23 protein-coding genes and 2 pseudogenes are annotated in these 25,280 nt (G+C 69.5%); 6 read left to right on the forward strand and 19 right to left on the reverse strand.

The features are described from left to right. Positions 1 to 26 precede the first annotated feature (26 nt). The 11 genes and pseudogenes from CITRIK5_RS09975 to CITRIK5_RS10025 form a co-directional block, all read right to left on the reverse strand. Positions 27 to 779 carry a metal-dependent hydrolase gene (locus CITRIK5_RS09975; protein ID WP_036315551.1) on the reverse strand — a complete coding sequence of 251 codons (753 nt, stop codon included), beginning with the start codon at positions 777 to 779 and terminating at the stop codon, positions 27 to 29. Positions 780 to 956: 177 nt separating this feature from the next. Then, complete coding sequence (locus CITRIK5_RS09980) at positions 957 to 1,691, reverse strand: LrgB family protein (RefSeq protein ID WP_123243979.1); 735 nt, start codon at positions 1,689 to 1,691, stop codon at positions 957 to 959. Further along, on the reverse strand, positions 1,688 to 2,050 hold the full coding sequence (locus CITRIK5_RS09985; RefSeq protein WP_036315546.1) for a CidA/LrgA family protein: 363 nt from the start codon (positions 2,048 to 2,050) through the stop codon (positions 1,688 to 1,690). Before CITRIK5_RS09985 ends, CITRIK5_RS09980 begins: the two co-directional genes overlap by 4 nt. Continuing rightward, a complete protein-coding gene (locus tag CITRIK5_RS09990; protein WP_069941227.1) occupies positions 2,047 to 2,754 on the reverse strand; it encodes a GntR family transcriptional regulator in 708 nt (235 codons plus the stop codon). The genes CITRIK5_RS09985 and CITRIK5_RS09990 overlap by 4 nt, the downstream gene beginning before the upstream one ends. 268 nt (positions 2,755 to 3,022) lie before the next feature. Then, positions 3,023 to 4,030: a GIY-YIG nuclease family protein gene (locus CITRIK5_RS09995; protein ID WP_070708970.1), complete on the reverse strand. Its 1,008-nt coding sequence runs from the start codon at positions 4,028 to 4,030 to the stop codon at positions 3,023 to 3,025. Positions 4,031 to 4,132: 102 nt separating this feature from the next. After that, the gene (locus CITRIK5_RS10000) at positions 4,133 to 4,288 is read right to left on the reverse strand and encodes a hypothetical protein (protein WP_158184087.1); all 156 of its coding nucleotides are present in this window, start codon (positions 4,286 to 4,288) and stop codon (positions 4,133 to 4,135) included. A gap of 33 nt (positions 4,289 to 4,321) precedes the next feature. Further along, on the reverse strand, positions 4,322 to 5,188 hold the full coding sequence (locus CITRIK5_RS10005) for a hypothetical protein (protein ID WP_129866855.1): 867 nt from the start codon (positions 5,186 to 5,188) through the stop codon (positions 4,322 to 4,324). Between the two features lie 43 nt (positions 5,189 to 5,231). Further along, positions 5,232 to 5,828 (reverse strand): DinB family protein, encoded by a 597-nt coding sequence (locus CITRIK5_RS10010; RefSeq protein ID WP_020621621.1) that lies wholly within the window; start codon positions 5,826 to 5,828, stop codon positions 5,232 to 5,234. A gap of 23 nt (positions 5,829 to 5,851) precedes the next feature. After that, entirely contained in the window at positions 5,852 to 6,193 is a 342-nt protein-coding gene (locus tag CITRIK5_RS10015; RefSeq protein ID WP_063189451.1) for an alpha/beta fold hydrolase, read from the reverse strand. A 248-nt stretch (positions 6,194 to 6,441) separates the two neighbouring features. Beyond that, the gene (locus tag CITRIK5_RS10020) at positions 6,442 to 7,662 is read right to left on the reverse strand and encodes a Fic family protein (protein ID WP_043275864.1); all 1,221 of its coding nucleotides are present in this window, start codon (positions 7,660 to 7,662) and stop codon (positions 6,442 to 6,444) included. Continuing rightward, positions 7,659 to 8,006 (reverse strand): annotated as a pseudogene (locus tag CITRIK5_RS10025) (GNAT family N-acetyltransferase); the annotation flags it as partial. The pseudogene CITRIK5_RS10025 and the gene CITRIK5_RS10020, both read right to left, overlap by 4 nt. A 110-nt stretch (positions 8,007 to 8,116) precedes the next feature. Here CITRIK5_RS10025 and CITRIK5_RS12455 point away from each other — a divergent pair. After that, on the forward strand, positions 8,117 to 9,367 hold the full coding sequence (locus CITRIK5_RS12455; protein ID WP_310735467.1) for a GNAT family N-acetyltransferase: 1,251 nt from the start codon (positions 8,117 to 8,119) through the stop codon (positions 9,365 to 9,367). Positions 9,368 to 9,482: 115 nt separating this feature from the next. Here the strand turns inward: CITRIK5_RS12455 and CITRIK5_RS10035 are convergent, their stop codons facing one another. Further along, positions 9,483 to 9,932 carry a hypothetical protein gene (locus CITRIK5_RS10035; RefSeq protein ID WP_123243980.1) on the reverse strand — a complete coding sequence of 150 codons (450 nt, stop codon included), beginning with the start codon at positions 9,930 to 9,932 and terminating at the stop codon, positions 9,483 to 9,485. A 292-nt stretch (positions 9,933 to 10,224) separates the two neighbouring features. On the opposite strand from CITRIK5_RS10035, the gene CITRIK5_RS10040 reads away from it, so the two are divergent. The 3 genes from CITRIK5_RS10040 to glpK all read left to right on the forward strand — a co-directional run bounded on the left by CITRIK5_RS10040 (position 10,225) and on the right by glpK (position 14,327). Beyond that, positions 10,225 to 11,964 (forward strand): glycerol-3-phosphate dehydrogenase/oxidase, encoded by a 1,740-nt coding sequence (locus CITRIK5_RS10040; RefSeq protein WP_134377328.1) that lies wholly within the window; start codon positions 10,225 to 10,227, stop codon positions 11,962 to 11,964. Positions 11,965 to 11,977: 13 nt separating this feature from the next. Continuing rightward, a complete protein-coding gene (locus tag CITRIK5_RS10045) occupies positions 11,978 to 12,700 on the forward strand; it encodes an MIP/aquaporin family protein (protein ID WP_134377329.1) in 723 nt (240 codons plus the stop codon). A gap of 94 nt (positions 12,701 to 12,794) precedes the next feature. Further along, the gene (gene glpK / locus CITRIK5_RS10050; RefSeq protein WP_044659371.1) at positions 12,795 to 14,327 is read left to right on the forward strand and encodes a glycerol kinase GlpK; all 1,533 of its coding nucleotides are present in this window, start codon (positions 12,795 to 12,797) and stop codon (positions 14,325 to 14,327) included. Between the two features lie 100 nt (positions 14,328 to 14,427). On the opposite strand, the gene CITRIK5_RS10055 is transcribed toward glpK, so the two are convergent. The 4 genes from CITRIK5_RS10055 to CITRIK5_RS10070 all read right to left on the reverse strand — a co-directional run bounded on the left by CITRIK5_RS10055 (position 14,428) and on the right by CITRIK5_RS10070 (position 19,016). Then, positions 14,428 to 14,997 carry a hypothetical protein gene (locus tag CITRIK5_RS10055; protein WP_233437087.1) on the reverse strand — a complete coding sequence of 190 codons (570 nt, stop codon included), beginning with the start codon at positions 14,995 to 14,997 and terminating at the stop codon, positions 14,428 to 14,430. A gap of 130 nt (positions 14,998 to 15,127) precedes the next feature. Beyond that, the gene (locus CITRIK5_RS10060; protein ID WP_135101295.1) at positions 15,128 to 15,979 is read right to left on the reverse strand and encodes a GIY-YIG nuclease family protein; all 852 of its coding nucleotides are present in this window, start codon (positions 15,977 to 15,979) and stop codon (positions 15,128 to 15,130) included. Between the two features lie 81 nt (positions 15,980 to 16,060). After that, entirely contained in the window at positions 16,061 to 17,650 is a 1,590-nt protein-coding gene (locus CITRIK5_RS10065; protein ID WP_236557176.1) for an ATP-binding protein, read from the reverse strand. A gap of 307 nt (positions 17,651 to 17,957) precedes the next feature. Continuing rightward, complete coding sequence (locus CITRIK5_RS10070; protein WP_159833607.1) at positions 17,958 to 19,016, reverse strand: GIY-YIG nuclease family protein; 1,059 nt, start codon at positions 19,014 to 19,016, stop codon at positions 17,958 to 17,960. Positions 19,017 to 19,047: 31 nt separating this feature from the next. On the opposite strand from CITRIK5_RS10070, the gene CITRIK5_RS10075 reads away from it, so the two are divergent. After that, positions 19,048 to 19,557 (forward strand): hypothetical protein, encoded by a 510-nt coding sequence (locus tag CITRIK5_RS10075; protein ID WP_129866852.1) that lies wholly within the window; start codon positions 19,048 to 19,050, stop codon positions 19,555 to 19,557. Positions 19,558 to 19,874: 317 nt separating this feature from the next. On the opposite strand, the pseudogene CITRIK5_RS10080 reads toward CITRIK5_RS10075, so the two are convergent. The 3 genes and pseudogenes from CITRIK5_RS10080 to dnaB all read right to left on the reverse strand — a co-directional run bounded on the left by CITRIK5_RS10080 (position 19,875) and on the right by dnaB (position 24,199). Next, positions 19,875 to 20,881: pseudogene (locus CITRIK5_RS10080) on the reverse strand (IS481 family transposase). A gap of 432 nt (positions 20,882 to 21,313) precedes the next feature. Beyond that, positions 21,314 to 22,792 carry a P-loop ATPase, Sll1717 family gene (locus tag CITRIK5_RS10085; RefSeq protein WP_159833609.1) on the reverse strand — a complete coding sequence of 493 codons (1,479 nt, stop codon included), beginning with the start codon at positions 22,790 to 22,792 and terminating at the stop codon, positions 21,314 to 21,316. An 18-nt stretch (positions 22,793 to 22,810) separates the two neighbouring features. Next, a complete protein-coding gene (gene dnaB, locus CITRIK5_RS10090; protein WP_370462596.1) occupies positions 22,811 to 24,199 on the reverse strand; it encodes a replicative DNA helicase in 1,389 nt (462 codons plus the stop codon). Between the two features lie 862 nt (positions 24,200 to 25,061). Here dnaB and CITRIK5_RS10095 point away from each other — a divergent pair. Next, a partial coding sequence (locus tag CITRIK5_RS10095; RefSeq protein ID WP_145992809.1) for a helix-turn-helix domain-containing protein occupies positions 25,062 to 25,280 on the forward strand: 219 nt, incomplete at its 3' end.

Raw genomic sequence — 25,280 nt, forward strand, 5'->3', positions numbered from 1 at the left:
GGGCGGCGGTGGCCGGGTGCCGCCGCTCAGAACAGTGCCGCCACCCCCCGAGCGGCGAGCGGGATGAGCCGCACGGCCCGCACCACGGTGAACGCAGTGACCACCGAGACGAGCGCCCACTCCCGCCAGGACCCGGTCCGGCCGAGCAGGGGGAGCCGGAACCGTCCGGAGGACTGCCACCACCACAGGCGCGCGGGGGGCTCCGGGCTGAGCGGCCAGAGCAGGGCCACCCCGTTGTTGGTGAGGGCGTCGCCGAGGATGTGCACGCTCACGCCGACGGCCACGGACGCGGGGATCCACCACAGCCCGTCGCTGAGGACGGTCGCCGACACCGCGACCAGGATGCCCAGCGCCCACGCGGCCCTCCATCCCCGGTTCGGGAGCAGTCGGAGGGCCTTGGCGGCCACGGCCGCCAGGAACGCGGCGATGACCCCCTGCCCCGGCGTGTAGACGTGCCCCGCGATCGGCACCTGGATGGAGGCGGCCGCCGTCGCGATGGCGGTGAACGCCGCGACCCCCACCAGCGAGTGTGTGCCGCGCCGATGCCCGCCGGCCACGTGGCGGATGCCGCGGCTCATCCACTCGGTCAGGGGCGGCAGGGCGTGGACGACGGTGGCGCGGGGGTGGTCCCAGTCGCTGATCATGGCCGCGCCGGCGGTGGTCACGGCGCCGAGCAGCTGGAGTTCGGCGGGCAGGTGCAGCACGGCGATCGGCGACTGCCAGTGCGTGAGCGCCAGCCAGGCCGCGGCGCCGGTGGCCGCGTGGGACGGGCCCATCATGGGTGGGGTCCTCTCGTTCGCAGGACCGGGCCGCGTCACCGCGCCAGCGAGGGCCGGCGGGCGGCCCGCGGGGAAGGAAGAGGACCAGGGTGGCAGGCGGGGCGGACACGGTAAGGACGCCGCCGCGGCTGGAGCGGGTCGAGGCGGCTGCCCGGCCGGGGGCGGCCGCCCGGCCCCTCACCCCGTCATCGCCAGCACCAGCGGGGCCAGCAGGGCGGTGAGCACACCGGAGCAGGCCATGGCGAGGGCGGAGAACGCACCGGTCTTCGGGCCTTCGGCGAGGGCGCGGGCGGTGCCGATGCCGTGGGAGCTCACGCCGATGGCCAGGCCGCGCACGCGGGGGTCGCGCACGCGCAGCCGGTCGAGCACCCAGGGGGCCAGCACGGCGCCGAGCACGCCGGTGAGCACGGGGAGCACGGCGGCGAGGGAGACGATCCCGCCGCCGGCGTCGGCCACCGCCATGGCGATCGGCGTCGTCGCGGACTTGGGGGCGAACGTGGCGGCCAGCGCGGCTTCCCCGCCCATTGCCCGCACGATCAGCACGGCGCTCACCATGGCGGTCAGCGAGCCGACGGTGACCCCGACGGCGACCGGCAGCAGCAGCTTCCGGATGTCAGGGCCGGCCCGGTACAGGGGGACGGCGAGGGCCACGGTGGCGGGGCCCAGCAGGAAGGTGAGGTAGCTGCCGCCGATCATGTAGGTCTCGTAGTCGATGCCGGTCAGGGCCAGGAACGCGGCCACCAGCACGATCGTCACGAGCACGGGCGTGAGCAGGGCGGTCTGCCGGGCGGCGAGCCACAGGCGGCGGGAGAGCACAGCAACGGCGAGGGTCAGCGCGATGCCGAACAGCGGTGTGTGCAGGAGCGCGTCCCAGGCCTCGGCGAGGGAGTCGGTCAGTTCGGCGGCGTTCACTGTGCGTCCTCCTTGTCCGTGAGGCGGCGGGCGAGCGGGGCGGCGACGCCGGCGGTGACCACCAGCCCCAGCAGCCAGGGCACCACGAAGCCGACCAGCATCAGCGCCCGGTGTTCCTCGATGAGGCCCAGCACCGCGACGACGCCGACGCCCGCCGGGACGAACAGCAGCGGCAGGTGCTGGAGCAGGTGATGGCTCGCCGTCATCACCGGCGCGTCCTCGGCCGGCCGGCGCCACGCGAGCAGGCCGAGCAGCAGGAGCATGCCCAGCACGGCCCCGGGGATCGGCAGGTGCAGCGTGTCGGCCACGAGCGTGCCCGCCAGCTGGCAGAGCAGCAGGATCAGCAGGCCCTCGATCATCGGGGTTCACCTGCCTCGGACGGGCCCACGGGCGGCAGGCCGGGGACGACGCCGCTCCCCGCGGCGTCGAGGTGCGCCTGCAGGGCGCGCTGGGCGTCTGCGGCGCGCCCGGCGGCCAGCTGGGCGCAGATCTCGGCGTGCCCATCGAGGAGGCGGCGGGCGGCGTCGACGGATCCGCCGGTGGCGGCGTGGATCAGGCGTGCCAGGCGGGGGGCGAAGGTGCGCACGACCTCGTCGAAGGCGGCGTTGCCGCACGTGGCGATCACGTCCCGGTGGAACCGCACGTCCAGCGCGGAGAACGCCGCGAGGTCGCCGGCGTCCAGGGCGGCGCGCTGCTGCTCCAGGTTGGCGGTGAGCGTGGCGACGAGGGGCCCGACGGCGTCGGGCCGCGCGACGACCGTGGCGAGGGCGGTGGACTCGAGGAGGCCGCGCAGGGCCGTGAGGTCGGCCACGGTCTGCGGCGTGAGGGCCTGCACGGCCGCGCCCTTCTTGGGGAGGAGCCGCACCAGGCCCCAGCGCTCGAGCTGGAGGAGGGCCTCCCGGGCCGGCGTCCGGGAGATGCCGGCCTCCGTGGAGAGCTGGACCTCGGTGAGCATCTCCCCCGCGGCGATCTCACCGCGGACGATGCGCCAGGCGACGTCGTGGGCCAGGCGGCCGGCAGCCGTGGCACGACTGCCCCATAAGGGGTCGGAGAGTGGAGACATGCGGGCCAGAATAATCGGATGCATGCATGGATGTATGCATTGTGTCGGACTCGGAAGGGGTCCGGGTGGGGAGGCGCCCATGATGCCGGCGCCCACCCTCGCCCCATGACCGTCGCCATCACCCGTCTCGACCCCGCCGGCGCGGACCGCGCGGAGCTCATTGCGCTGCTCACCGGCAACGCGTGGCCCTTCCCTGTGCGCCCCACGTCACCCGGCCGGTGGCGAAGGAGGCCATCGAGGACGGCGGCAGGCACCACACACTGTCGGGTCACCAGCTCCCGATGTAGTCCTCCGGGCCGAGGAGACCCTGGGTGTCCGCCCAGGCTCCCCAGCGGTCGAGGAGGAGGGGGATGGCCTGGTCCTCCCACCAGGGCAGATGGACGAGGCCCTGACTCATGCCTCCGCGGTTGAACCGCTCCACGTTGACCTTGTCCTCGTCGTAAGGCTCGGCCCCCTCAAGGGAGCGATTGAGCGCATCGCGCAGGAGCCGGCCGAGTTCATACTCACTGGTGGGCATGGGGGTGTCGTCGAGCCGTTCAGCGAGCTCCTCCCAGAGACCGACGCTTCCCCGCAGCCCGTACTGGCTGGGGCGGCGGCGGAACAAGTAGCCGACGGTCGCGCGCGCCGACGAATGGACTTCCACCACGTCCACACCGCGCTTCGCCTGCTCCGCCAGGCCCGTGCGGGCCTTCCGGATGCGCTGGCGGAGCAGCTGTGCTTCGGGGCTGGTGCCGCCGTAGGTGAGGTTCAACGGCGGGGTGTGCGCGTCGATCACAGGCTTCTCAATGCCCCCGAGCGGTGTCACTTCCGCGAACCCGGCGGGTGTCTGCCACACGCGGACGGCGAGGTGACGGCGCATCCAGGTGGTCAGCTGCTCGCCGCTCTCCGGGGTGAGGGAGAATCGACCCGCGGAAGCGACGGCGACCGGCTCCAGGTCCAGCCGATCCACCAGGAGTGCGGCCAGAGTGCGGCGCAGAGTGGAGTGCGCGGTGCCGCCGCCCGCGAAATGCTTGCGTTCCAGGCGGGCCCGCAGGCTGCCCTCGGCCTTGCCGATGTAAAGCACATCGCTTCGACTGACAGACGTGTCCAATCGCAGCTCGGCTCGCACCGCGTCTGGATCCTGCGCGACAACCGCGTACAGCCCGGTCGAATCCGGCACGACCTCGCCGCCACCCCCGCCGATGACCACACCGCCGTCCTCGACGCGTGCGAACAGCTGGGGACCGTTCTGCAGAGCATGGGAAGCGGCCTCGATGAACCCCACCTTGGTGGTCATGCCAATGTCCTCTCTTCGTCCGGGACATCCACCCCGGCTACGCCTCGAGCCTACGGAGGGCCTTGGACACGGTAGGCGCCCTGGCGATAGATCGCTGACCCCTCACCGCGCCAGGATCCACCGGTCCTCGGGGTCGAAGACGTGGAGGTCGTCGCATGCGAAGCCGCGCAGCCACGGGACGTGGTCCACGACACGCAGGTACAGGCCGCGGTGCACACCGGACTCGTCGCCGATCAGCTGCTCAGCGGACACGTTCATCCCGACGCCAACCGCGCACAGGCGGGCGGGGCTTCATGCCTCGTCGGGCGCCCGGTCCTCCGCGTCGGCGATGACGTCCTCCAGAGCCTGCAGGTGGGGCTCGGCGTCGTCCCCGGCGCCCAGGTCGGCCAGCGCGAGGCGGAGGGCCTCGAGCAGCTCGCCGGCCTCCGGGTCCGCGGCGGCGGAACTCCAGCTCTCCCGCCAGGGCTCCTGGGTGGCGTCCTGCTGCTGGAGGAAGATGAGCCGCTCGACGTCGTCGGCCGGGATCTTGAGTTCCTCACCCCACGCCTGCATGGTCTCCACGTACGTGGCGTACTTGCGGGGGTAGGTCCAACCGCCGCCGATCCGGACGTCGACGTCCTTCGCATGCTCGGCGAACCAAGCGCGCACCACGGAGTCGAGGACGGGGGCGATGTCGGACTCCCGGTGGGCCTTGGTGAGGAAGTAGAGGTACTTGGTGCCGAAGGCCGCGCCGAGGTGCTTGAGGCAGCCGACCCCGCTCTTGCGCTGCTGCCGGATGTGCTCGAAGGCCGCGGGCCCGCCCTGCTCGAGGGTGATGCGGGTGACGTCGGCGAGCTGCTCCTCAAACCCGGGCTGCGCCATGATGCGCTCCACCCGGGAGGGGCCGTAGCCGACCCGTCCGTATCCCCACACCATCGCGGCGATGAAGGCGTCCCGCTGCACGGCGCGGTCCTCGGCGGTCACCTTCGCGGCGTAACCGGTGACGACGGCGCGGGTCAGCGGCTCGCGCTCGAGGCAGGCGGGCAGGTCGGGCACGTGGGCCGTCCAGTGATCGAAGGACCAACGCGTGGGCTCGTCGGCGGGCCTGCCGGCGGCAGCCCACGCATCGAATGAGCGCTGGAGGGCAGGGGGTACGGCGGCAGCGGGGATACTCGTCATGGCCACAGCGTAGGCCCAGCGGCGGAACGGGAGGCATGTGCCTTCAGTTCCGGCCCGGCCCGCCGCTCCCCTCCGCGATGGCGGTCAGACGGTCCACGTGGGCGGCCCAGCGGTCGGCGCCCCACACGGGCAGGTTGTTCCCCGGGGCGCGCAGGCCGGCCTGCCCGTCGATCTGCTCCCGCAGGATGTCCGCGTGGCCGGCGTGCCGGGCCTCGTCCAGGGCGACGTGCGCGATGATCTGCGCGAGCGTGACCTCCGCCTTGTCGTCGGGCCACCACGCCACCCGCCCGTGGGCGTCGGCGCCGAGGGCCGTGATGGTCGCGTCCGCGTGTGCGAAGCAGCGGCGGGCGAACTCGAGGACGTCCTCGAGGGACTCCCCCTCGGCGGCGAACATGTCCACGTTGTCCTCCTCCGACTGCCCCGCCGCCGCCCAGGGCAGCTGCACCTCCGCGGGGCGGTCGAACGTCTCGCCGAAGTACTCCAGCTCGACGACGGCGGCGTGCTTGACCAGTCCCAGCAGGTTGGTGCCGGTGGGAGTGCGCGGCAGGCGGGCGTCGCGCTCGCTGAGGCCCTCGAGCTTCTGCAGGAGGGCCGCACGCTGGCGGCGCAGCCCGTCGTGGAGGATCTGCTTGTGGTCCATGAGGTGATCCTGCCCCAGAGCAATCAGGCCGCGAACCCCCGCACGAGCTCCGCCACCCGCTCCGGCGCGTCCAGGTGCACGTCGTGCCCCGCGCCGGGCACCTGCACGTGCCGCACATCCGGGCGCCGACGCCGCATCTCGTCCAGCTCTCCGGCGGGCACGTACCCGTTCTCCCCGGTGATCAGCAGGGTTGGCGCGGCGATCTGCCCCCATTCCTCCCACCGGGGCCGCTCGTGGACGGGCCGCAGGGCGGCCTCCAGCACGTCGACGTCGAAGCGTGGCACCCAGCCGACGTCGACGTCCCGGGTGGAGCGCGGGGAGGGCGCGGTTGCGGGCGGCCCCGCCCCTGACTGGCCGTTGCGCACCGCGCGCCTGTGACTGGCCGTTGCGCACCGCGCGCCTGACGCTGCGCCCACACCGGGAGGACGACCTCGGCTGGCCCTGGCGGATCGGTGTCTCTGGTGGTGGGGAACGTGGGCATGCCCGTGGGGACGTGATCCTGTGGCTGACGGACCGCGAGTCATCCCGCGGGCCTCACCTCGTGTGTTCGCCTGACCATGGCCGGGGCACTCCATACGGCACTGAGGCTGGTCAACCCTGTAGACCGCCCCCGTCAACCCCGCCGGCCCGCACGCGCGGCGAACTCGTCCAGACAGGCGAGCACCTCGGTGGCCAGCCACACCCGGTTCCGACGCTGGCTGGAGACCGGCTGCAGCACACCGGCCTCGACAAGCTGGTCCACGGCCCGCTGGGTGGCCGGGCGCGAGACACCCAGCACCTGGGCCAGGTGGTCCACGGTCACGGCGGGTTGCGCGATGATCACCGCGAGCGCCCGCCAGACCGCCGCGTCCCGCCGGGCGGTGAGCCGCTCGCGCCAGCCGGTCAGGGCCTCGTCCAGGTCCGCGACGAGCTCTCGGCCGTTGCCGACGGCGGCCAGGGCGGCCTGCGCGAAGCGGCGCACGATGGGCGCGGGGTCGCCGTCGCGGTAGGCGGTGAGGGCGTCGAAGTATCCGGCCGTGTCCGTGAGGAGTCCCGCGGAGAGGGGCACCCCCATACGGGTGATCGCGCCGGCCCGATGCAACACGGCGTGCACGAGGACGCGCCCGGTGCGGCCGTTGCCGTCCGCGAACGGGTGGATGGTCTCGAACTGGGCGTGCGCGATGGCGGCCTGCACGAGGGCGGGTACGTCCGTGCGGCGCAGATAGGCGAAGAGATCGTCCATCCCGGCACGCAGGCGCTCCGGATGGGGCGGGACGAACTGCGCCGTGTGCGGCGTGGGCGCCCCGCCCCCGATCCACCCCTGCGCATCGCGGTAGGCACCCGGCCGGGCATGCTCCTGACCGTCCATGAGGGCACGATGGGCGGCCAGCAGGGCGGGCTCGTCGAGGTCGGCGGCCAGCCGGGAAGCAGCGCCCATGGCCCTCACGTTCGCCGCCACGAGCGTTGCGTTCGGGCGGGTGCGTTCGCCGAGAGTCGCCAGGGCGAGGGCTCGCGCGCCCGCGGTGATGTGCTCGATCTGCGAGGAGGACGCGGACTCAGTGCGCAGGAGCACCGCGTCGATCGGGGCGATCTCTCCCGTGAGCCCCGGGAGGGCGTGGCTGATCTCAGCATCGAAGCGCACGACGGCGGCCGTCGCCTCCTCGACCTCGGTCGCCAGATCAGAGGGCAGGTCGAGCCCGAGTCGGGCGATGCGGGCTGGGAGCGCGGCTCGATATGGGCCTGCTGCACGCACGCGAGCGCGCCGAGTGAGGACGCCGGCGTCATCCGGGCCCGCGGCCCAGGGGCGCTCTTCCCAGCCGACGGCCCACGGGGTCGGGCGCGGATCGTTGCTCATGCCGCCACCTTACGCAACGTTATGTCTAGAGAGTTGCGTACTTCTGGGCGTCGTGAGGTGGAAAGCCGTCTGCCCCGGGCCCGATGCTCCGAGGCGAGCATCGCGTAAGTGACGCCGTCCACCCAGCCGCGGGTGCGGTGCAGTGACTCCTCCTTGAAGGTGCCCTCGTGGCGCAGGCCGACCTTCTCCATCACGCGCAGGATGGGCGCGTTGTCCGCGAAGGCGTGAGCCTCCACGGGTCGGACGCCGAGGCCTGCGAAGGCGAGGTCCAACAGGGCACAGGCCAGCTCGGTGGCGCGGCCCCGGCCGGCGTGGGCCTGGGCTATGGTCCAGCCGATCTCGGCCTGCGCGTCCCGGGCTTCCTCGCGCGGTGCGCCGCGAGGTCGAGGAGGGGCGTGGCCATGGGGTCACGGCAACGGGCGGCGGTGACGTCCCCTCCCCTACTCTCGGCCCCATGGACGTCACCTTCACTCCACTCGACCCGGCAGGCGCCGACCGGGACGCGCTCGTCGCCCTGCTCACCGAGAACGCGTGGCCGTTCCACACGCGCCCGCGCGTCACCCGGCCGGAGGCGGAGAAGGCCGTCGATGGCGGCGCCTGGGAGGATGAGGACCACCGCACCTTCTGGATCGAGCATCCCGAGCACGGCCGCGTCGGCGTGGTGCGCCTGGAGGACCTCACGGACCCCACCCCCTTGTTCGACCTGCGCGTGGCGGAGCGGTTCCGCGGGCGCGGGCTCGGCGCGCAGATCCTCACCGCGCTCACCCGGCGCGTCTTCGAGACGATGCCCGCGGTGGACCGCTTCGAGGGCCAGACCCGCGAGGACAACGTCCCCATGCTGCGCACCTTCCGCCGGGCCGGCTGGGTCAAGGAGGCGCACTACCGGCGCGGCTGGCCCGTGGACGGCGGCGAGCCGCTCGCGTCCGTGGCCTACGCAATGTTGCGCCAGGACTGGGCGTCCGGCACGACGACGCCGGTCCCGGCCGACGCGGACGTCACACCCCCGGCGGGGCGCAAGGAGGGCGCGGCTGCGGGCGGCCGCGCCCCTGACTGGCCGTTGCCCACCGCGCGGCTGACGCTGCGGCCGCACCGGGAGGACGACCGCGGCTGGTTGCAGGAGATGTACACGCAGCCCGAGGTGGTGCACCACCTGCTGGACGAGCCCTGGGACGAGGCGACCGCGCGGGCGAAGCTGGCCAAGCGGATCACGTGGGACGACCTCGGCGGCCCGTCCGGGGCGGCGTCCCTGGTGGTGGAGCACGCGGGCGTCCCCGTGGGTGACGTGATCCTGTGGCTGACGGACCGCGAGCGCGGTGTCGCGGAGATCGGCTGGGCTCTGGATCCGCGGCATGCTGGTCAGGGCTTCGCCCGGGAGGCCGCGGCTGCGCTGCTGGACCTGGGGTTCGAGACGTCTGGCCTGCACCGGGTGGTGGCACAGATGGATGCCCGCAACACGGCGTCCGCCCGACTGGCCGAGACGCTCGGTATGCGTCGAGAGGCACACCACCGCCAGAACTGGTGGAGCAAGGGCGAGTGGACGGACACCCTCGTCTACGCGATGCTCGCGAGCGACCGGGGAGGTGGGGGGGCCATCTATGACGGCGAAGGCAACGTCAGCTCCGGAAGAACCGCCTCGGGCCCCGTGGCGAAAGAGAAATCCCCCACCTGCGCATCGTGGAGAGGCGTGGGGGATGCAGTGATGTGAACGTTCGCATCCATGCGCACCGAGGTCGGCGTGTCGGGCGCAATCCGTGCCGCCGAACGGACTTCTACGCTCACCCCATGTAGCTCGACACCGTGAGGGGGTGGACTCGCGAGGCTCACCAGGTGTGCGGACCGAGGTCCTCGAGGATCTCCAGGTCGAGAAGCCACTCGTCAGGGCGGGGAGTCTCGGGGAGCACCGGCTCGTAGGCGCCGACGTAGACGACCTCCCCCATGCCGAGGCCGGTGGCCTCCTCCGGCTCAAGGATCGTCAGGTCAGCGTGGCCGGGGACGCGGTCGATCTCGGCGAGCCGCCCCGAGGGCCACACCTCGTGTGCCGCCCTCACCACGGCCCGCACACGACGCAACGGGATCGACCCGGCGGGGCTGCCGTCGTCGTGATGGGTGACGACCCAGCCTGCAGAGGCCAGGGGCCCAGCCTGACTCACTCCCCGGGAGGGCAGCAGGATCAGCTCGTGGACTTCCCCCACGGCGATCGAGTCACCGCAGCATTCCTGCTCCCAGTCCGAGAGCGAGGCGCGGCCGACGGCGCCGACGGTGATGTCCATGGTCGGAGTGTAGGGGCGGGGCCTCACCCGAGGGCACGCGTCACCCGAGGCGCTCCGCCCTCGTTCCAGCGGAACAGGGTGAGGTGCCACAGCCCGAGGAGCGTGTGGGACGAGCCACCTCCACGCGCGCCGACGTGCCGCTGTTCGAGCGGCTCGGGTTCCGCGAGACCGTACCCGACGCGTGCATACCCGCGGCCCGGGAGTGACATCATGGACCTCGGCTCGTGCTGATACTGGGTATCGTGAGCCACGCCACTACACTGTGCCTCCACTGATAAAGGAGCAACCCCCCATGCCGACCCTGCGAACCGTCCCCCTCTCCGCCGCCACGCGGGAGGACCACCTCGCCCGCCTCCGGGCCACCAGCCCGGAGGCCCCCCTCGACATCCTGGTCGTGGGCGGCGGCTCCACCGGCGTGGGCGCCGCGTTCGACGCGGCCACCCGCGGCCTCGACGTGGGCATCGTCGAGGCCCGCGACTGGGCCTCCGGGACCTCGTCCCGCTCCTCCCGCCTCATGCACGGTGGCCTGCGCTACCTCGAGATGCTGGACGTCAAGCTGGTGTACGAGGCGCTGCGGGAGCGCGACCTGCTGCTCACCCAGACCGCGCCCCACCTGGTGCGTCCCCTGCGCTTCGTCTTCCCGTTCTTCCACAAGGTGATCGACCGCGGCTTCATCGGCGCCGGCGTCACCATGTACGACGCCATGCAGTCGCTCGGCCGCCGCCGCGCGATGGGCGCGCACCGCCATCTCAGCCGCCGCTCCATGGCCGCGACCTTCCCCTCCCTCGACGACGAGAAGATCGTCGGCGCGGTGGAGTACGCCGACGCCCAGTTCGACGACGCCCGCCTGGCCATGATGCTCGTGCGATCCGCCGTGGACCACGGCGCCGTGGCCGCCAACTACACCGCCGTCACCGGCTACCTGCGCGGCGACGACGGCCGTGTGCAGGGCGTGCGTGTCCGCGAGGAGACCTCCGGCGAGGAGTTCGACGTGCACGCGCGCGCCGTCATCCTGGCCGGGGGCGTGTGGACCCAGGAGCAGCAGGAGCTGGCCGGGGCCGACGGCGGCCTCGAGGTGCTCGCCTCCAAGGGCGCCCACATCACCGTCCCGCGCGACCGCATCCGCGCCGACGCCGCCACCGGCGTGATCACCAAGACGGAGAAGTCCGTGCTGTTCCTCATCCCGTGGGACGAGTACTGGGTGATCGGCACCACGGACACCCCGTGGGCGGAGGACGTGGCCCATCCGGCCACCACCGCGGACGACATCGACTACATCCTCGAGCACGCCAACGCGGTGCTGAAGGAGGACCTCACGCGTGACGACGTGATCGCCACGTACGCCGGCCTGCGCCCGCTCCTGCAGCCGGTCACCGGATCCGACGGCGGCTCCACCAAGATCTCCCGTGAGCACACCGTCACCGAGGTGGCCCCCGGCCTCACCGCCGTGGCCGGCGGCAAGTGGACCACGTACCGGGCCATGGCCGAGGACGTCGTGGACTTCGTGGTGCGCGAGACCCACCCGACCCGTCCCAGCCTCACCGAGCGCATCCCCGTGCTCGGCGGCCTCGGCTACTCGGAGATCGAGGCGGAGGCGGACCGCATCGCCGCCGACTACGGCCTGGACGAGGCCCGCGTGGACCGGCTCCTGTTCCGTTACGGCACCGTCCTGCGCCATGTGCTCGACCTGATCGACGGCGACCCGTCCCTGAGCGTCCCTCTCGCCGAGGCGCCGCGCTACCTGCGCGCCGAGATCGTCTACGCGGCCCGAGCCGAGGGCGTCGTCCACCTGGACGACGTCATCGAGCGCCGCACGCGCCTGTCAACCGAGGTCCGCGACCGCGGCGTCGCGGCGGCCGAGGAGATCGCGTCCCTCGTGGCCCCCGAGCTGGGCTGGGATGAAGAGCGCATCGCCGGTGAGATCCGGGCGTACAAGGACCTCGTCGCCGCCCGCCTCCGCGGCGAGACCGCCCACGACGACGTCACCGCCGCCGCCGCGCTCGCGGCCGCCGACGCCGCCCCCACCCCCTGAAAGGAGCCCGTCCATGGGCACGATCTTCCTGCATGAGATCGCCGGCACGGCCATCCTCCTCCTGCTCGGCGTCGGCGTCGTCGCCAACGTCGTCCTGACGAAGACCAAGGGCAACGGCGGAGGCTGGCTGCTCATCAGCTTCGGCTGGGGGCTGGGCGTCTTCGCGGGCGTCTACGTCGCTGCCGCGACCGGTGCGCACCTGAACCCCGCCGTGACCGTCGGCCTGCTCGTCAGCGGCGCCGAGGAGTACGCCCCCGGCATCGCCGTGACCCTCGGCACCACGCTCGCGTACTTCGCGGCGCAGCTGATCGGCGCCTTCCTCGGCGCGGCCCTGGCCTGGCTGGCCTACCGCGACCACTACCAGGCGGAGACGGACCAGGGCTCGATCCTGGGCACCTTCGCCACAGGCCCCGAGATCCGCAACCCGCTGTGGAACATGGTCACCGAGGTGATCGCCACGTTCGTCCTGGTGTTCGTGATCCTGCTCTTCGGCTCCACCCCCTCCGGGCTCGGCCCGCTCGCGGTGGCCCTGCTCGTCGTCGCGATCGGCGCGAGCCTGGGCGGCCCCACGGGGTACGCCATCAACCCGGCGCGCGACCTGGGCCCCCGCCTGTTCCACGCCGTCGCGCCGATCCGGCACAAGGGCGGCTCGGACTGGGGCTACGCCTGGGTGCCGATCGTCGGCCCGCTCGTCGGCGCCGTCCTGGCCGGCCTCGCCGCGCCTCTGTTCGTCTGAGCGGTCTGCCCGTCCAACCCCGGCGGGCACGTTCCCCTGCGGGAACGTGCCCGCCACCCCCACACCCCCGTGACCACCTCCGAAGGAGTAGGACATGACCACCCCCCGCTACGTGATGGCCATCGACCAGGGCACCACGTCCACGCGCGCGATCCTCTTCGACCACAGTGGGGCCATCGTGTCCACTGGTCAGCGCGAACACGAGCAGATCTTCCCGCGCGCCGGCTGGGTGGAGCACGACCCAGTGGAGATCTGGACGAACACCCGCGAGGTCATCGGCGAGGCCCTGGCCCGCGCCGAGGTGACCCGACACGACGTCGCCGCCGTGGGCATCACGAACCAGCGTGAGACCACCGTGGTGTGGGACCGCAACACCGGCAAGCCGGTGTACAACGCCATCGTGTGGCAGGACACCCGCACCGACCACCTCTGCGAGCGCCTCGCCGGCGACGTCGGCGCGGACCGCTACAAGGAGCGCGTCGGGCTGCCCCTGGCCACGTACTTCTCCGGCCCCAAGGTGGCCTGGATTCTGGAGAACGTGGACGGTGCCCGGGAGGCCGCCGAGAACGGCGACCTCATCTTCGGCACCACGGACTCGTGGCTCGTGTGGAATCTCACCGGCGGCGGCGAGGGCGGCCGGCACGTCACCGACGTCACCAACGCCTCCCGCACCATGCTGATGAACCTGGACACCCTCGACTGGAACGAGGAGATCTGCGCGGACATGGGCATCCCGATGTCCATGCTCCCGGAGATCGTCAGCTCCTCCGCCGAGGTGGGCACCGTATCCGGCCAGCAGCTGCTGCGCGAGACGCCGATCACCGGCATCCTGGGCGACCAGCACGCGGCGACCTTCGGCCAGGCGTGCTTCGAGGTCGGCCAGGCCAAGAACACGTACGGCACCGGCAACTTCATGCTGATCAACACCGGCGAGGAGCCGGTGCACTCGGACAACGGCCTGCTCACCACGGTGGCGTACCGCATTGGCGACCAGAAGCCGGTGTACGCGCTGGAGGGCTCGATCGCCGTCACCGGCTCGCTGATCCAGTGGCTGCGTGACAACCTCGGGATGATCGCCAGCGCCCCGGAGGTCGAGACCCTGGCCGCCGGCGTGGAGGACAACGGCGGCGTGTACTTCGTCCCCGCGTTCTCCGGCCTCTTCGCCCCGCACTGGGACGCCGCGGCCCGCGGCGTCATGGTGGGCATGACCCGTTACGTCAACAAGGGGCACATCGCCCGCGCGGCGCTCGAGGCCACCGCCTTCCAGAGCCGCGAGGTCCTGGACGCCATGAACGCGGACTCCGGCGTGGACCTGACCGAACTGAAGGTCGACGGTGGCATGGTCGCCAACGAGCTGCTCATGCAGTTCCAGGCGGACCTGCTGCGCGTGCCCGTCGTGCGCCCCAAGGTCATCGAGACCACCGCTCTCGGCGCCGCCTACGCCGCAGGCCTGGCGGTGGGGTTCTGGGCGTCCCAGGACGAGCTCGTGGCCAACTGGGAAGAGGACAAGCGCTGGGAGCCCACCACGGACGAGGAGGAGGTTGAGCGCGCCCTGCGGCTGTGGAAGAAGGCCGTGGAACGCTCCCGCGACTGGGTCGACGAGGACGTCGAGTCGGCCCAGGGCTGAGCCGTCCGGTCCGTAGGTCGGTCCGGCCGGCCCCGTGCGCCCCGTGCGCCCCGGGCCGGTCCGGGCCGGTCCGGCCCCTCCAGAAGAACCCCGAGCAGCACTACCCCCTCGTCGGCCGCCTGCGCGCGGAGCGGGGCGGAGTCGGTGCCGTTGCCATCGGCGCAGTGGCCAGGCCCGAGGCGCCCGGCTGCTCCGACGTCAAGCTGTCCTCACCCAGGGCGTCCTCTTCCCCGCCGCTTCCGCCCAAGGCGGCGGTGGACAGGCAGGCGAAGTAGTCCGCATCCACGTTCCGGCTGTCCTTGATGGCGCTCCGCTGTGGAATCTCCTCGGAGAGGTTCTCCACGGCCGCGTTGTTCGCCGAGGCCACCACCCTTTCGAGGCCGGCCACCTCAGGCCGGAGTTCGCGCGCCCGTCGTCGCATCCTGTCCTCGCCGGTCCACTCATGGGTGCGTTCGGTGAGGGCGTCGAGTGGGTTCTCACACGCCGACAATCGGCGTGCTCGTTCGACAACGTTGGACGCCAGGATGTCCCGGAGCATCGTCGTCTTGCCGGTTCCGGGGAGGCCGTTCACACCCATCAGACCTGGCCCGCCCGCCTCGACGACGTCGGCCCGCGCGGCGACATCAATGCGGGCGGCTTGCGGATGCCCCGTGTGCTCGTGGGCAGTCATATTCGAGGAACTCAGCGATGGCTGCTGTGCCTGGAGGGCGCACTTGCCCTCCTCCCCAAGGCTCGGCGGGGGCAATCCATCCCCCCTCCCGTCTGCCCTTCGCTCTCTCCCCCAGGACGACGACGTCCGTTCAGTTCCGGTTCAGTCCGAACCGGCGCGTCATCAAAGCCTCCTTGTAGTGCTTCTCCGCGGCGTCGATCTGGGCCGGCGGGGTATTGGAGCCGAACACGCGCAACAGGCTGAACGTGTACCGCTCCGGTTGGGCGGGGTCGAGCTCCAGGGCATCCCGGAGGGCGACGTTCCCGCCATGCCCGTCACGGGCGTAGGCCTCCCACCGGCCGAGCACACCACGCTCACCGTCGGCCTTGCCGACGTAGCACTGGCCCGCGGTCTCGTCGGCGATCAGGTAGATCCCGCGTACGGCCTCAAGGGCAGTGCGCCAGCCGGCATAGCGGGTCTCGGTCACCATTGACTGCAGGTCCCCGTAGCTGAGCAGCACGTGGTCGAAGCCGGGGAACGCCTCGGTGGTGGGGTCGGCGATCTCCAGGACGGGGAACCGCGCCGCCAGGGGGCCGCGCTTGGCCCAGTTCACGGGGTCTGCGGACCACTCCACCACCAGGCGCTCCTCGAGGGAGGCCAGCAGCGGCACCGGCGCAACGTCGTAGTACCGGTACCGCTCCGTGCGCTCAGCCACGGCCTCCCCGCGGTTCTCGTACACGGCGATGAGGCGAGAACGACGCCCGCCCTCCCCCATGAAGATCAGCCAGTGGCGGGCAGGCTCCTTCGGGAACTTCCCCAGGTGGTGCTGCTCCCGCGTGTAGGCGAGCACCCGCTCCGGTGTGGCTGCCGCCCGCGATGGCAGCCCCGACGCCTTGTAGGTGTGGCGGATGGCGAGGACGTCGTGCGGGTCGAGGCCAGCGGCGGCGAGCACCGACCCAAGAGTCAGGACGAACGGCTCGGGAACCGGATCAGAGTGCGGCATAGGATCTCATTCTGCTCATGGGACGGATCCACATCGACAGATTGACACTTCAGACTCACAGTCGACCGCCAATGGGGGCTCTCAAAAGCGGCAGTGTCGGTCTCCCGCCCCTCTGGCCGACACCAGTCGGTACCGGGTGTCCTTGTGGCCCTGACCGCCGGTCATCTCCACCAGCCCGTCGAGCAGCGGCTGGCGGAGCGCGTAGCGGATCTGCCGCGCGGTCAGCATGGTGGCCTCCTCCAGGTCGCGGATGCCCACCGCCTCCCCCGCGGCCAGGGCACCGAGGACGCGCCCCTCGTGGCGGGTGGGCGCGGAGCTGGGCGGCACGGCCGACGACGGTGTCCCGGCCTTCGCCCCGGGCGTCACCTCCGCGGGGGACGTCGTGGCGACCTCCACAGCCGGCTCCTGCCGACTCGCCACGGCCCCCTCGGGCCGCGGCCGCCAGAGGAGGGCCTTGAACTGGACCCCCGTGTCGATGAGCTGGGGCCGGCCCAGCCCCCACTGACGAGCGGACCGGAACACCTCGTGGATGCCGCCGCCCTCGCCCTCGATGACGGAGGCGCCGTCCGGCGTCGTGAGCTTCTTGGCGATCTGGTACAGCCGCTGATTGACGGCGGCCTGGGCGTGTTCGTCACTTTCGAGCTGGGTGAGTGACACTCCGCGGAGCCCGCCCGGGCTCTGGATGAACAGGGCCCGGTCTGTGAGCCGCACCTGGATGGCCTTGCCCGCACCGAGGGTGTCGGGGCCGAGGTCGCGGTGCACGAGGGCGTTGCCGAGGAGCTCACGGACGGCGGCGAGCGGGAGCTCGGGGCGCCGCTCGAGCTGACCGTCGGGGCGGTACACGTGCTCGGTCCCAAGGTTCTGGCGCACCCAGGCCATCACCTCGTCGAGCAGCACGGGGACGGGGCCGGTGAAGTCCGTGAGGTTGCGGCTGCGCGCCTGCCCCTCTCCCCCGCGCACCTGGACGGCGGCGGTGACGGTGAGCCCCGGATAGCGGCCCTGCGGGTAGTCGCCGAGGGCGTAGAGGCCGGCCAGGGTGGGCTCCCCGGCGGCGGTGAGGACGTTGGTCTGGCGGAGGATCTCCTGGTGCGTGCGGTCACGGAGGCGGCGGTCCCGCTCGCGCACGGCCGCCACGTAGTCGGTCACGAGCTCGGGGACCAGGTCCTCCTCGCTCATCCCGGTGACGGGCTTGACGTCGTAGTCCACGCGCTCTTCGGCGTGGAGCTGGGCGACCTCCATCATGCGCAGCTCGTGCGCGTGCATCACGTAGTCGCCGTCGGACTGGCGGAGATAGGCCTGCCCTCGCACCGTTGCGGGCCGGTCCGTGAGGCGCAGGGGCACCACGTGGGCGACGAGCACGTCCTTCCCGTCCAGGCGGAAGACCTGGGGCAGGAGGGTCGGACTGGGCGTGACGGCCTCGCGCGCCTGGGCCACGAGCCCCGCCTCCAGCACGGCGACGTCGGGCACGCCCACCACGCGGAACTCGCCGTGCGCCTCGTCGACGCCGCAGATGACGGTTCCACCGTCGGGCATGTTGGCGAAGGCGCAGAGCGTCTCCGGCATGGAAGGGACGCCGCCCGTGGCCCGCTTGACCTCGACCGAGGTGGTGTCGCCACGACGCGCGCGGAGGGCGTCGAGGGTGGCCGTCAGATCATCAGAAAACCAGTTCACAGTGACAATTGTAAGTCATGGTGTCAGTGTCATGGCGGGCGCTTCCTTCGAGGGCTGCTCAACCTGCACCCCGACGACGTCGAGAACCTGGACGAGGTGCGCCTCCGCGGCGGCATGGACGTGTACCTGCGCAGCGTCGTGGTGATGGACAGGCTCCCTAAGACGGCGACGAGGAAGATCCTCAAGCGGGAGGTGAAGGGGATGAGGTGAGAGGAACACCAGAGGAACCCCCGGGCGGGCAGGTAGCGGCATGTCGGGCCCCTCGAACCCGTCAGGGGGCCCGGCTGTAAGCCGGGATCTGTGCTCGTCACTCAGCCGTGCGCGCCGCCGCCCACGCCTCCCAGCGCTCGAGGATCAGCGGCACGCCGGTCTCCCTCCACCACGGGCGGTGAACCAGTCCCTGGCTCATGCCGCCCACGTTGTAACGGTCCATGTGCACGCTGCCCCGGTCGTATGGGGTGGCTTCTACGAGGATCTCCTCGATCGCCTCGTCGACGAGGCTCTTCAGCTCGGCGCGCGCCGCCGGCATGGGCTGATTCGTGAACCGCACCCGAAGTTCGGTCCACAGGCCCGCATCCCCACGGAGCCCGTACTGGTCAGGGCGCACACGGAAGAGGTCTCCCACCGACGTCGGAGACCACCCCGCCGGCGGCGCAGCCTCCTGCTGTGCATCGGCCAGGGCGACCATCCAGGCCCGCGCCGCCTTGATGTGCGGGCGTGCACCGGCGTGGGTGAGGTTCAGGGGCGGCGCCCACTCCTGGATCAGCTGTTTCTCTACCTCGCCGAGGCTGACGGGCGTGTCACGGACCCAGATGCGCAGCACGAGGTACTCAACCATCCAGCGGGTCAACGCCTCCTCCGACCGCTCGCTCAGTGCGAAGGTCGCCGGGCCCTTGCTGGATCGCTTCTTCCCCGCACGCGGCACCGGCCAGAGCAGGACGGAGTGCTCCAGCAGGGCTGCGAACGTCCTGCGAACGGTGGAGCGGCTGGTCTTCCCGGTGCCGAAGTGCTGCGCCACGTCCCGCTCGGCCAGCCTCCTCTCGGCCTTCCCGATGTACAGCAGCCCGTCTTCACCCACCGGCACGTCAGGCCCGAGCGCCCGGCGGACCCGCTCCAGGTCCTTCGCGTAGACGGCATAGAGTCCCGGGGCGTCAGGGATCGGCCCGGCCTCGTCCGCCCAGGCCGCCACGCCCCGTTCCGGGCCGCCGTCCCCGGTAAGCTGCAGCTCGTACACCGGGCCGTGGTCCAGGGCGTGCGCCGCAGCCTGGACGGCCGCGTCCAGGCGAGCCGGCGTCTGTTCATGCGTCATGGCTCCATGATGACGCTGGGACCGGACGTGGTTACAGCCACCGACCTCCTGCTTCACAGATCAACCGACGCTGGGGCATCCTGAAGGCATGACAGAGCAGCGCAGCAAGCAGCAGCCGAAGACTTCCGCCGGCGCGCGTTCACACGGTCGTCTGGACCCGGAGGACTGGCACCTTTACCTCAAGGACGCTGTTGACTTGCCGTCTGCCCTACGTGAACTGCTAGACACAGTGCGCGCCCAGTCGAAAGATGCGCTTGACGCAAACCGGGAAGGTGGCAGCACACGCGACTATCTTCTGAGAAAGAAGATGGACATCATCGAGAGAGAACTTGCGAAGCCCGATGTGACGCGGCAGGAGAAGGAACACCTCATGGCAATGGCGGATGACCTCATTCGCCTCGCCAGCGAAAAAGAAGAGGACAATCGCCGTTTTATCGCCGCATTGCACCAGGTGAACGGGAAGGTCATCCTCACGGGGCTCGGCATGGTGGCCACTACGGTGGGCGCCGTCGGCATCGCTGCCGTCGCTGGCCCGGAGGGACTCAAGCAGGTTGGACAGCTATTGCCGCAAGTCGCCCAGCGGGCTATCCGGAAGTAGCCTCGATTAGCCGGCACTCCCGGCGCTCATGCACCCGACCACCTCGGCTCACGCCTGCGCATCGGCCGGCACGGCGACGACCTCGTCCGCAACGTCTCCCGCATACATGCATCGACGCCACCGGGTGAGAGGTATGGGTCCCCGTAGAACCATCCGGCAGGCAATTGCATCATTTTGCTCGGACTGGGACACGGTCAGCGTCGTGTTGAAGGTGAATACAACGTCCTCGTGCGCACCCCCTGGAGGCGCCCCCCCTTCGTTCACTCGACAGGCAACGACGGACCGCAGCACTGAACCACCTCCGCCGCGTCGCAGGGTTAGCTGTAGGAGGGCATGACGTTGTTGACTCGGGCCGGGGCCAACGAGGCCGGCGGGGCGTCCCCGCAGGAGGTATGAGGCCGATGGTAGTTGTAGTGGTTCACCCACACCGCCAAGGCCTCACGCCGGGCCTGTTCTGAGCCGTAAGGGCGGGCGTAGAGGATCTCATCGATCATCAGCCGGTTGTACCTCTCCACCTTCCTGTTATGACGCGGGGTGTAGGGTCGGATCCGGTGATGCCGGCTCCCGAGCGAGACCACCTTCATGGTGAACTCCGCGGCCCGATAATTGGACCCGTTGTCCGTGATCACCCGGTCCACGGTGATGCCGTGCGCGGCGAAGAACGCCCTCGCCCGGCAGAAGAAGCTCACGGTCGTAGCTGCCCGCTCATCGGGCAAGGCTTCGGTGTAGGCCAGGCGGGTGAACCCGTCGATCGCCGAGTGCAGGTAGGTGTAGCCGACCCGCCGGCCAGGCCCGCGCTTGGCCGCTCGCTGTTCTCGCAGTCCCTTCCGTGAGCACGCCAGCCTCCCCCGTCAGGGATGCGCCCGATCTTCTTCACGTCCAGGTGCACCATGTGCCCCGGGCCGCGGGCGGTGATCTTCTGCGGTCGTTGGCGCAGGTCCTCACCCGTGGGCGCGAGGTCTGGCAACCGGGAGATGCCCAGCCGGTGCAGCCACCTCCCCACCGTTCGGAGGCACAGCTGGTGGCCTTCGGAGACGAGGTGGTGATGGATGCGCCGTGCGGACCACTTGCGCTCCCGCCGCAGGGCGTGGATCTGGGCGACCAAGACCGGATCGAGCTGGGCAGGTGAACGGTGCGGCCGGCTGGGCAGGTCCTGAAGGCCGGCTTCTCCCTGGGCGCGGTAGCGGGCCACCCAGGTGGCCACCGTGGGCCGGCTCACCCGGAACTCGGCGGCCACGTATGCCTGCGGGATCCCGTCGTGCAGGTGGCGGTGGACCATCCTGAGACGGCCGGTGGGGGTCAGGGGTGCGTTAGCGTGAGTCATGAGCGGGTCTCTTCTGGCAGGTGGGTTGTTGAGGAACTTCCATCCTGCGGGAGAGGCCCACTCGTCTCATCTCAGCCCGTACCCCGTGGCAAGAACCTCATGACCCACAACAGTTAGCCTCCGATCACGCGATCGAACTGTAGGCGGCCAGGCTTAGTCTTCTGCGGAATTAATAACATGCTCCCCGAGACGAATGAAAAAACGGAAATCCCTAAGGTGCCCCATTGAGCCAGCCGGCCTCCCGGGTAGGAACCCTCAATACAAGACGATGACAGACCTCCTCACGAGTGCCAACATAGGTGCGGTCGCTGGCCCCACGACAACCCACGATCACCCGGCCACCCTCCCTACTCACCGCCCCGCGCACACCACCCACACAAGTCCTGCAAATCATGTGAGATTATCGGATTTTCAAGGAAAATTACCCATCAATTACTCAGACTTCTTATACTCGCCCTTCAGGGACAGGGCCTCCTTCAGTCCCGGGTGAACGAAGAAGCGAACTTTGGAGCGATCCAAGGTGGCCTCGGGATCTTTGTATTTCATGACCGACGTCGACCCCGCACGGGCGCCACCCGTCTTCGTGTATCCAACTATGGAAAAATCAAACATTACTTCAATTGCATCGTCTGCAGAGAAGAGACTCCCATAACCCTTTGATTCAATCGCCCCCTTAAGGTCATCCAGGGTGAACTTTTCGTAACCAATAGACCTAATAAGGTCAAACAACTTCTCCCCATGATCGAAGTGACGCTTAATTTCGTCCGAAATCTCGCCCTTGAGGTAGCTCGAATAGGCCGAGCGGGCACCGAGTACATGCTCATTGGAGAAAATATTTCCGCGACTACTGCCCTTTTTGTACTCGGCGAGAGTCATATTGCAATATTTGATGATATCTCGAGGCCTCATCATTGTTCGCTGAAGAATATAGGAGTACTTACTCTGCTGTCCGATTTTCTGCCCCTCGTCGAAGACCTTTCTCCAATCGACAAGAACGGAATCGCCGCCATCCAGTGCACCAAATCGCGCCTCCATTAGCTGACGTAGGTTAAACTGGTCATCCTCGTTCCACATGACATAGGAGGTCAGCTCGGAGGTAATCTTATTCTTATCCTCAAAGTCCAGGTCATTGAGGATATCGGACCGCATAAAAACGACCGGATTTAGATGTTTTCCGGCCCTCCGCGCCGTACGGAATACCTCGCGCGCCGCGAGCAAGAGGCCGGCGAGTCGGTCCGAATGCTCCCGACTAGAGGAGTCGAATCCCAAATCGATCTCGTCAAAGCAAACAAAGTACTTTTTGTCCTGATTTAGGATCGAAATCAATGCCCCCATCATCTCCTTGTTTACCTGACTGAAGTAGACAGGGAGCTCCCTGGGCTCAACCTCTTTAATGCCGGCCTCAACGACGGGGGTTGGCTTGAAAAGAAGATCTAGGCGAAACTTCTTTTTAAGCGGCTGGAAAACTTGGGAGAAATCAGGATTAGTCTTGCCGTAGGCGTCCTGGACAAACGCCCTCATTCGCTCATAATTGTTGAATTGCTCTTCATCTAGTCGCTCCGTCTGAACGTCCTTTAGCACAAGTCGAGCAACTCCAATGAGGATGAAATATATCCAGCTCTGCAGGTACCTGCGCTCGGCCGGCACCCCCTCCACCGCCTGTCGCTCATGGTGCGGCCAGGGGTAATCATCGAATGTATGTGCAATTACTTGAATGTCGTCATCTGTCTCAGCCTCTTCAATAAGCCGCATAAATATTGCAGTCTTACCTGACCCCTTGCGCCCGGCAACGAGGAATGAGTCCATTTCCTTAATGGAAGTATATGCAGGGTGATTCTGAAAGCTTTTCCTCAGAAGGGAGTCATCACTTGCCTCCACGGAACCAAATGTGGACACCTTCATGAGGTCCATAGAAATGGCCATAATTAATCAGAATGCTCCTCCACTCCCACCATCGTTGGCGAGGTTGCTGAACCGAGAGTAGTGCCCCTGGAACCCCACCACAATGGTCTTCGTGGGCCCGTTGCGGTGCTTGGCCACGATCAGGTCCGCCTCGCCGGCGCGGGGGGACTCCTTGTCGTACACGTCCTCACGGTGCAGCAGGATCACCATGTCTGCGTCCTGCTCGATCGACCCGGACTCACGCAGGTCGGACACCTGCGGCCGCTTGTCCGTGCGCTGCTCGGACCCACGGTTCAACTGGCTCAACGCGATCACCGGCACGTCGAGCTCCTTGGCCAGCAGCTTGAGGGCACGGGAGAACTCGGCCACCTCCTGCTGACGGGACTCGACTTTCTTGCCCGAGCTCATGAGCTGCAGGTAGTCGAGCACCACCATCTTGAGGTTGTTCTTCTGCTTGAGGCGCCGGCACTTGGCGCGGATCTCCATCATGGTCATGTTCGGGGAGTCGTCGATGAAGAACGGCGCCTCGTTCAGCCGCCCCACGGTCGCGGCGATCTTGGACCACTGGTCGTCCCGGATGGTGCCCTTGCGCAGGTCCTGGAGTGCGATCGTCGCCTCGGCGCTCAGGAGCCTCATGGCGATCTCGTTCTTGCCCATCTCGAGGCTGAAGAACACGGTGGCCATGTTGTGGTGGATGGCCGCGGCCCGCGCGAAGTCCAGCGCGAGCGTGGACTTGCCGACGGCGGGGCGCGCCGCGATCACGATCATCTGCCCGCCGTGCAGGCCCTGCGTCAGCTCGTCGAAGTCGTAGAAGTCGGTGGGGACGCCCGTCAGGCCCTCCCCCTGGTTGCCGGCCGCCTCGATCTCGTCGACGGCGTGCTCCATGATCTCCGCGAGGCGCACGTAGTCCTCGGACTGGCGGTTCTCCGCCACCTTGTAGATCTCGGACTGCGCCTCGTTGACGATCTCCTCGACCTCGCCGTCGCCCTGATACCCCAGCTGGGTGATCTTGGTGCCGGCGGTCACGAGGCGCCGCAGGACGGCCTTCTCCGCCACGATCTCCGCATAGAAGCTCGCGTTGGCGGCCGTGGGCACGGACTGGATGAGCTCGTGCAGCACGGCGGGGCCGCCCACGCGGCTGAGCTCCTGGCGCTTGTTCAGCAGGTCCGCCACGGTGACGGCGTCCGCGGGCTCACCGCGGCCGTAGAGGTCGATGATCGCCTCGTAGATCATCTCGTGGCTCGGCCGGTAGAAGTCGTGGCCGCGCAGCAGCTCCACCACGTCCGCGATCGCGTCCTTGGAGAGCATCATGCCGCCCAGCACCGAGCGCTCCGCCTCCAGGTCCTGGGGCGGCAGGAAGCGTTCAGAGGAACGGCCGCCGTCGTAGGAGCCCGAGTCTCCGTAGTTCTCAGTCAACGTCCGGAGACTCCCTTCCCACAGCCCGCACGACGGCGGCCCTCGCCGGTCTTCCCGGCCCTGATTCCTCTGTTGTCACCGCCCGTGCCGCCGCACCCTCCTGCAGGCGGACGGTGCGACGGTCCCCGGGGCGACGGTCCGAGCGGATGCGCGCCTGTCAGTGGTCACCTGCGGCCAATACCCGCCCTCGCGTTGGGGATACCACGCGACACTACGCGCGCCGTGGAGGCTGGGCAACCGCGTTTCCCACAGGCCTTGTGGACAACGTGTGGATTCGGCGGCGTGTCGTGTGGATCGCCTGGGGACCGCGCTGGGGACAACCGCGCGGCCAGTCTCAGAATCCAGTTCTGACCTGGGACGATGCGATCCCCAGCGCTGTGGAGGAAGATTCTCCACTCCCCTTTCGCCCCGGCCACGGGACTTGACAGCACCCTCGTTTGCGCCCTCATCACACCGCCTGGTACACGCCTATCCACACCGTCGTCCACACCCTCCACATCTGTGGACAACTCCTGTGGACAAGGTGCTCGGATCTGGGGACGGCGAAGTTGACAGCCTCTGCCCGCGGCCCCGGGTCCTCCCCGCGCCCACCTCTCCCGGCCGCCCCGGGTCGCCTCGCACCGATGACTCACGCACGTCAGTGACCTGCCCCAGAGTCATTGGACGGAACGCGGGCACGGTGCTTGGGTGGAACCCGTCGTCGTGTCGTCCGCCACAGTGAGGAGTCCGCCGTGCCCGCGTTCCGTCCAATGACTCTGGGGCNGAGGTTCTTGACATGGGTACCGGGCTGAGATGAGACGAGTGGGCCTCTCCCGCAGGATGGAAGTTCCTACACCACCGACCTGCCCGAGAAGACCCACTCATGACTCACGCTAACGCACCCCTGACCCCGACCGGCCGTCTCAGGATGGTCCACCGCCACCTGCACGACGGGATCCCGCAGGCACACGTGGCCGCCGAGTTCCGGGTGAGCCGGCCCACGGTGGCCACTTGGGTCGCCCGCTACCGCGCCCAGGGAGAAGCCGGCCTTCAGGACCTGCCCAGCCGGCCGCACCGTTCACCTGCCCAGCTCGATCCGGTC

The organism is Micrococcus sp. 116, assembly GCF_902506395.1.
Lineage (GTDB): Bacteria > Actinomycetota > Actinomycetes > Actinomycetales > Micrococcaceae > Micrococcus > Micrococcus luteus.